Raw genomic sequence first — 7844 nt, forward strand, 5'->3', positions numbered from 1 at the left:
TCGATATAGAGTAATACATTTATGCTTTTGAATTATCGGTGTGGCGAAAGGGCGCAGCGTCCATCAATGCTCAGACCTAGTTCCCCCGCCAGTTCTGCGATGTATTCCTGATACCGAAGGAGGTGTTGTGGGCGTAGCGCGGCTACACGGCGCAGTTGGTTCATTGAGATAGGCGTCTGGCGAGATGAATAAGCACACAGAGCCCATTTGATCCGTCGGCGCAAGTACGCGTCCTCGCTTTCAGCGTGGCGCTTTGCTTCTGCATGTGCTAGTGGCAGGAGTGCAGCTTGCTTTTGCAAAGCACCGACTTCACGGAGCAAGCGTGATGTTGTTATTCGTGCTGGGCGTCCATCCTTTTCCAGCTCATTACGCACGGCGGCTTGAATTGCATTGACAAACGCTTGATCAATCTGTGGCCAATCCTTTCGCGGCTTGTGTCCGTTGCTGCCCGCATACTTGGGGTTTGGTAGATTGGCGTCGAGCCACTCAGCGTCAAAGCTCCTCAACCAGTCGAAAGCAGCAGAGCAGTCGGTCATAATCTCGAATCTTCCAGCCGAAGGATGGATTTTTCGATGCTGCAGCACGGCGCGCCTGTGTTCCTCGCGCTGACGTTTGATGGTGGACTCTCGATGCTCATCTCTTAGTGTGGGGCAGTCCAATTCGATCAGTTGTACTGACCACTCGGAGATTTTCAGCGACTGTTGAATCTTGATCTTCGGGGTGCCGTTCCGAAGGGCCGTCCGTACTGCACCAATCAGGCCGATTCCGATACGCTTCACCGTGGTCGTAGATAGTGGTAGTCGCATGTTCTGCCGTTGCATATCTACCGCGAGTCGTGAAGGACTCACTTTGATGAGTGCTGCCGCCTTGGAGATTCTGCCGTCGGATGCTTTCAGGGCTAACTCAATAGCCTCCTTACTAAGCATTTCGCGTTGGAGTTCCTTTGGCGTGCTGTAACCGGCAGGAACTTTCGCCGCATTTCCCTTCGCTACAGAGAGCGGTTCCGCGGAGCCATGGGTCTCATCTGAAATAAGCCCGGTCAATAGAAGTGAGAGGAGAACGTCGGGTGTTCGATCTCCAGCGATTACGGTCGAACTCAGTAATCGACTTGGCCAGCGAGATCCAGACGATGAGCGCGCAGACTCCGAAACGCCGAGTTCTTGGAGAAGCTGCGACCCATAGCGTGTAACAAACGCCGAAACGATGGCGTCTGAGTTTAAACCAGACCTGGCGCCATAACCCCCGGCAATCAGGGCTCCTCGAAGCCACTTGGCTGGAGATTCTTTGTGATGAGAGCTTTTGTCAGACAGAAGGTTCCGCACCTGCTTCGCTAGCCAAATGAAGCCGGCCTCACGAGCGGGATCGTCGCGTTGAATATGTGCTGGTTGATTTTGCGGATCTTTACAATGGCACCTGCCTGCCATTCGCCACATGCTAAGCGCTTTTCGACTGGCTGCGCATCGATCGCAATCGAAGAGCAGTGGTGTGAGGTGGACTGCACACACTCTCACAAAGGCAGGCTGGTGCTCACGATACGCAATTGAGAATCCGTGCGTCTTTATATCGTTCGCAACACACTCGGCACAAAACTTGTGGCGCATCGTCAAGTTTCTGTTGGCGGCGATCGTTAACCCCAACGAGGCGGCAGGGTTATTGCTTGAACCTGATAGGATTGAGGCAAAGATGCGCTCGCGGCGCATCGAGTTCGCGAAGTGGAGATAGAGGGGGAGTAGCGTGTGCCCAGCGACAATCTCACGAGGGTTGGCGGCCCAGGGGTGTCCATGAGGCATTGAGTCTGCTAACTCTGCTAGCCGGAGTGGAACGATAGAATGTGCTGCGGCCTTTTTCAGGCAAAGAATGTCCAAGCTCCGTGATCGAGGACCGGCGGTTCGCTCCAAATGGCGAGCTATTACTGATGCTATCGTCTCGCCTGGTTCGGCGACAGGGAATCCTGGAAGTCTCATCGCTTGTCGAGTATAGATATCAGGTCCGCCACTGAGTCTGCCAGCACCATTTTCTTCACTTGTTCATCAGAGAGAACGGGCTTGACCTTTTCGGGGCTCGTTGCAACGGAATTGCGACCGCTCCGTGTTCTCTTAGGACTTGCAGTTGTTTCGGCTTCTTCTGGCTCTATTTGGGTTTGGGTTACAGGTTCCCCACTGGACAATGCGCACGGCTCAGGGTTTCGATATCCTTCTGGCCTCTCTTGTTTTGGCCAAAGGTTACGATAGAGATCGTCGAATTTGTCCATAAGAATGGGGTTGCCTGACTGAAGGATTCGGATCGCCGGGTGAAGTGGCTTCATTCGCTCTAGATAAACCTTACGGATTAGGGCTGCGTCGACACGTTCAGTTTCATCGTCGATGGCGGCGAGTTGTGCGAAGGCGAAGGCACTGATCATTAGTCCGGTGATACCTTGGCTGACGTCGTACAGTGTTTCACATATTTCGGCGTCGAATTCAATGGGGTTTTTAACCCATTGGTACTCCCATGCAATTTGACAAAGATCCGTCCAACTACTGTCTTCCGCGGATGTGGGGCGCTCCAGGTCATAGTAGCCTCCCTCTACCAGCCTTCGAGCGGTGCTCATGTCGCCCTCTAGAAGGCGGAGAGCCTTATAGGTGCCGACTACGACAATAGGAAGCCCCAACTCGTCCCGTAAATTAACGAGAAATGCGATAATTTTTTTCGCTCCGACACCCATCAGAGAGAGATTCTGGAATTCGTCGATGACGAGAACGCCGACATGGTGTGTCTTGATGATCTTGGTTATTTCAGAAAGATATAGTGTTCGTGATCCCCCCTGCAGTTTGGAAAAAATTCCGGAGTAGAGTTTTAGCCCTAGCACGTTGTCTGTGTAGTTGCCGAAAGTGGAGCAAAGCGTTCCGACCGTGCAATGCTCCGGGCAGTTTCGGCGAAGAAACAAAATCTGCTTTTCAGTGAAGGGCTTCCCATCGAAGCGGACGTGCTGATGTAACTGCTTGCCCATGTGCCCGAGGATGCGATCGATCAAGGCGGATTTGCCCATCCCAGAGTGTCCGGATATCAGCGAGATGGTGGGCTTGAAGGCCAAGTCGGCAGCACCTCCATACAGCAGTGCCCGGCCCTCCGCTGTCATCGGGTTTCGCGGAATATATCCATCAAGGATGTTGCTGGACACGTCGATGAGTGCCTGGCGATGGACCCTGAGAGTCGGCACGTAAAAGCGGCGAAGCCGCTTGATCCGAAGACGCCGGATTGAGTTGGGGAGGTCTCGATCAAGGGGGTTGAAGTCAGGTCGTAACGCGAGGGCCATGAAAGCATCGTTGTCTGTCTCCGGAGGTAGCGGGACGTGTGCAATGAGCGGGTTTGCGTCAATCTCAGGCACCCCTCTGATTAGGTAATCAGGTCCGACAGCGAGAGTTTTTGGCATTACATTTCCGACGAGTTAATTAGACTTTCTGTCCCCTAAGGGTCAGTTTTTATTGACCGCGTTGACCTTGCCCCACAAAGCTATGCTGCTTGTTTCTGGGCGCTTAACTGAAGACGGATTCGGAGGGTTTGTCGAGTCAGATTGTTCAGTGCCAGTTGTTGGTGGCCGCGTGGATGCATTCTCCTTCAATCCGGCGTCGATCGTGGGTGCTTTGGGGAGTGCGCCGTTGAGGCTTTGTGATCGCTGATCAGCTTGTTCCTGTCGGCGGTTCTTTTTGATGTTGGCATTCGAGGTGCTTGTCTTGATGCCCAGCATCGCTTTTTCGGTGACGGCGTCTCTGATGGCCTTGCGGACAACTGGCAGCCGTTGGCGGCGACGAGAATGGTTGTTCAGGCTAGCTTGATCCGCCATCAGGTTCTGCATGGCTCGGTATTCCTTCGCCTCTGCGAATGACATGTTATAGCGATTGATTTCGGGATCGATGTTTGCTGCTGATATCCAAGTGTCGCGCTTTTTGTCGAAAAAGAAAACTTCCCCGGCGTAGTGAGGGGTGAATGAAATGTCAATCTCAAACTCAGTGCCAGCGGCTGCCAGAAGATAGCCTAGTTCGCGCAATCGGTCGCAGTTGAAAATTTCGTTATGTGTCCTAATGCCACGCGGCGTTACTTTTCCCGTGCCTTTCGTCATTAGATATTCAAATACAAAATTGTCTCCCATTGTCCGTGTGAAGCCAGCCCGGTTCTCTAGCGCCCACTCGTGAAAGCCTATTCGGCTGGCTACCTTGGCTCCATGTTTTAGCGCATCTGGAGGAATCCTTCTTGATTCGATGGGCTCTCCGTTGATGTCCATGATTATTTCGACGAGGATGCGCTCAAACTCTAAGACGTCTAGCGCAGCTGCTTTCTTGCCGTCAGATTGGCGGCGCTCGCGAGCCTTGTTGAAGCGTCCTGGTAAGTTAAAACGCCCAGGCCGTTCCTTTTTCATCTCGGAGTGTTTGCCCTCGACGGTCCCCTTTGCAATCGGAGTCATGGAAGGCGTCACCTCGACTCGTATACCGGAAGTTGGAAAATCTTGTCCCATGTTTGAGACCAGTTCAGCCCGATCTGCTCTCAACACCGTCGGCAAATGCTTGCAGGGCCAGTCTTTGGAGGTGAAGGGCAAACCAAGGCGCGAGAAGGTCGCGCTTTTGTCGCTGAAGCAGTTGTACAAGGCCAGTGCAGCGACCGCCCAACTCGGGTTTTCAAGGGTTACCGCGTAGCCAACGATGACGCCGTCAAAGATGTCGACGATTAGGTAAACGGTAGGTCGCCCAACGAGTAGGGATTTGGTGACTCGCGATACGAGCTGAATTTGAAAGTACGTCGCATCGATTTCATAGAATCCGGGGCCGGGGATGTTGTCTGTAGCTTTGCCGCGCTTGCCACGCGGATTTTCGGAGTCATGAGGAATTTCCGCACTCTTCAGTTTGCGAAAAATGTACCTACACTGGTCCCACGTTGGTGGGCGGTACTTTTTGATGAGCAGGGGGTCCATTAACAGACCGTATTCGGAGCCCTTGAGTTCAGCGTCGGGGATGCCGCAAAGCGTTATCAGCATTTCGTAATATGCCTCGCTCCAAGTCCTCCGCTGGCTCTTTACAAACGATGCATAGGCCTTTTCACATTTGTCGCGAACCTCGTGTGTAGGGGCGTTGGAGGCAGTCTCCGGCTTTGTCCTACGCGCGCCGCGCTTGCTACCTTTAACTTGTTTTCTTTGCTCGTCGTTCTCTGCACTTGTCTGAATGAATTCACGGACGACTACTGCAGGATTGCGCCCCGCTTGTAGCCAATTAAGAACCCACCGCTTCACGGTACGCTGGCTCAAGTTCATTGACTGCGCAATAGCTCTGATCTCGCTGGCCAAGGCTAGCGGGGTGTGCAGCAGGCCTGGCTTTTGCGAAATAATGGAGGTTGCTTCGATTGCATTCTGCAGCCTTTTGATAGCGCCTGCCGGAAGACTGGTCGGCCAAAAGGTGAGTCTTAAGAATGGATCGATTGCCTTCTCCAGGGCTCCCTGATTCAGCAGATAAACCCATTCTTCATAGTCGAATTTAAAGGGAATCTTCGCGTGCTCGGTGTCCATGTCGATGAGCACGACAGTCTCAAAGTTGATCAAGTCGATGATCCGTACCGGCCCGGTGATTTCCTTTAAGGGTCTCGTGGGACGATAAATTTCATGAATCTGAAACATGAATCCTCCTCAGGCCTTCAAGTGGACCTTGTCGCGGTGAGTCAGTTTTTTCGTGTCGATATCAATTTTGCTGTCGCGGCTCCAAACGGCGGTGCCGAGGAGAGCATGTCCGGTGTGTACATCAACGCTCATCGAATCTATGGTCATGCTCATGATTTTGTTGAATGAGAGCGAGGGCGTCCAGTGCTCTTCAAACCTGCGACTGAATTCGGCTGGATTGATGCCTGACTCCGTAACCCTTTCGTCGTTTAGCGCGGTTTCAAAGAACATGAGATTGCCAGCGCGGATAGCGTGAATGTTATCTTCTGTCACGAGAATCCAGCGTATGCCTCTGCGATTCCAGTAGAGCCGCTCTAGAAGAAGTTTTTCAAGGTTGCGCGAGGTCAAGTCCTTCTTAAGCTTCGCGCTGATGGCCACGAGCTCCATTCCATCGGGCCGCTCTAGCGTAAGCAGCAAGTCAGTTGTCAAGACTGTCGGTGTGCTGGTACCGGGGAAAAACGGGTGGCGGATTCCGAGTTGTGCCGCTATCGATTGGGTCTCATCCCATGGTAGCAATGCGAACTGTTCTCTTATGTCAAGCGTTGCACTGCCGTACTCGGCAAGCAGGTGCACTTTGAGCTCATGACTGGATAGGTAGCTATGGTTGCGACCGGTGATTCGGCTTCGAACCATGCTTGACGTACCTTCTGATGGAACATCGCGTACGTACATGAATGGCTGATACGCCTGTGCCTCGCCCTGGCCGAGTCCAGCTCTGATCCACTGCCGAACAATCGCTGGAGTTGGTCTTCTCGACTTGGTGCCTGCCACAAGCTATTTCCCTACACTTGGTTGACGCTGTTGCAGTGGCGATCTCAGCTCTGTGCAAGTTAGATGTGTTGCTGTGCGACCCATTTTTGGTCCTTGTTTGTGCCGGGGCTTGACTGCCAACGATCAGGTTGGACGGTAGGGGCTGTGCTAACTGGACTATCGTTGTATGAGGTAAACTTGCTGGAACTTTGCACACATTGCGTACGGCAGACTCGTTGCTTGCTGGATCGTCCTGTGATAGAGCATATATTACGTGGACAAATTAATTCCCCCTTGGACAAATTAATTGCCCCTTGGACAAAATTAATTGCCCCTAGACATTTCAGGAGAGAGATATGGCTTCGGTCAACAAAGTGATTCTGGTCGGCAACCTGGGCAAGGATCCCGAAACCCGTTACGCGCCGAGTGGCGACGCAATCTGCAACATCACCCTAGCGACCACCGATACGTGGCGCGACAAGGCGTCCGGCGAGAAGCGCGAAGCCACCGAGTGGCACCGCGTTGCTTTCTTCGGCAAGCTCGCCGAGATCGCCGGCCAGTACCTGCGCAAGGGCAGCCAGGTGTACGTCGAAGGTTCCCTGCGTACCCGCAAGTGGCAGGACAAGGACGGCCAGGACCGTTACACCACCGAAATCCGCGCCGACGAGATGAAGATGCTTGGCAGCCGGCAGGGCATGGGCGGTTCCGATGCGCCGTCGCGCAATGAAGGCGGCTTTGGCGGTGGTGCGGGCGGTGGTGCTCCGGCAGGTGGTGGCAATCGTGACGCCGGCTATGGTGGCGGACGCGACAGCAATTATGGCGGTGGTAGCGGTGGTGGTTTTGGCGGCGGAGCCCCGGCGCCGAGTGCACCGGCTGCAACCAAAAAGCCTGCCGGTGGTGGGTTCGGGGATTTTGACGACGATATTCCGTTCTGAACATGCATTGTTAGAAAAAGCGAAACAAACCCCCTTAAAACCCCCGCTCTGCGGGGGTTTTTTGTTGTTTCGTCACTTTTTGTAGTGATGCTGAGTTATCTATATGTAATTCTGTTTTGTACCCGAAACAAAGAATATTTATCTTTTGCAAAGCGTAACTTACAGCTCTCCTATGTTGGTTGTTGATAGCCAAACAGATAATTCATATTGAATAATTCGCGGGCTTTTAGTGGATGTGTGATGTGGGGCATGTGCTCATATGCAGCTATCCCTGAATGGGCGGGCGGGATTGAAAGTTGTTTTGGAATGTCCAGTTCCAATGTATTCGTTATCAAGACGGATACCCTAGGCCGAACCTACGCCCTCATTGAACACAGCTGGATCAGTTATCCCTGAATGGGCGGGCGGGATTGAAAGTTGTTTTGGAATGTCCAGTTCCAATGTATTCGTTATCAAGACGAATACCCTAGGCCGAACCT

The 7844-nt window shown here is 53.0% G+C and carries 5 protein-coding genes; 1 reads left to right on the forward strand and 4 read right to left on the reverse strand.

Annotation, left to right across the window (positions count from 1 at the left end):
• Positions 1–32: 32 nt before the first annotated feature.
• From ETQ85_RS07225 to ETQ85_RS07240, 4 genes are all read right to left on the reverse strand, one after another.
• Positions 33–1964: a TnsD family Tn7-like transposition protein gene (locus tag ETQ85_RS07225; protein ID WP_148578360.1), complete on the reverse strand. Its 1932-nt coding sequence runs from the start codon at positions 1962–1964 to the stop codon at positions 33–35.
• Entirely contained in the window at positions 1961–3160 is a 1200-nt protein-coding gene (locus tag ETQ85_RS07230; protein WP_187394611.1) for an AAA family ATPase, read from the reverse strand. Before ETQ85_RS07230 ends, ETQ85_RS07225 begins: the two co-directional genes overlap by 4 nt.
• 294 nt (positions 3161–3454) lie before the next feature.
• Positions 3455–5641: a hypothetical protein gene (locus ETQ85_RS07235; RefSeq protein ID WP_148578362.1), complete on the reverse strand. Its 2187-nt coding sequence runs from the start codon at positions 5639–5641 to the stop codon at positions 3455–3457.
• 9 nt (positions 5642–5650) lie between these two features.
• Positions 5651–6352: a TnsA endonuclease N-terminal domain-containing protein gene (locus ETQ85_RS07240; protein ID WP_222862090.1), complete on the reverse strand. Its 702-nt coding sequence runs from the start codon at positions 6350–6352 to the stop codon at positions 5651–5653.
• Between the two features lie 434 nt (positions 6353–6786).
• On the opposite strand from ETQ85_RS07240, the gene ssb reads away from it, so the two are divergent.
• Positions 6787–7365, forward strand: a complete 579-nt coding sequence (gene ssb / locus ETQ85_RS07245; protein WP_148578364.1) for a single-stranded DNA-binding protein — start codon at positions 6787–6789, stop codon at positions 7363–7365.
• The last annotated feature ends 479 nt before the right edge of the window (positions 7366–7844 follow it).

The sequence above is a fragment of the Zoogloea oleivorans genome, assembly GCF_008107625.1.
Taxonomy (GTDB): domain Bacteria; phylum Pseudomonadota; class Gammaproteobacteria; order Burkholderiales; family Rhodocyclaceae; genus Zoogloea; species Zoogloea oleivorans.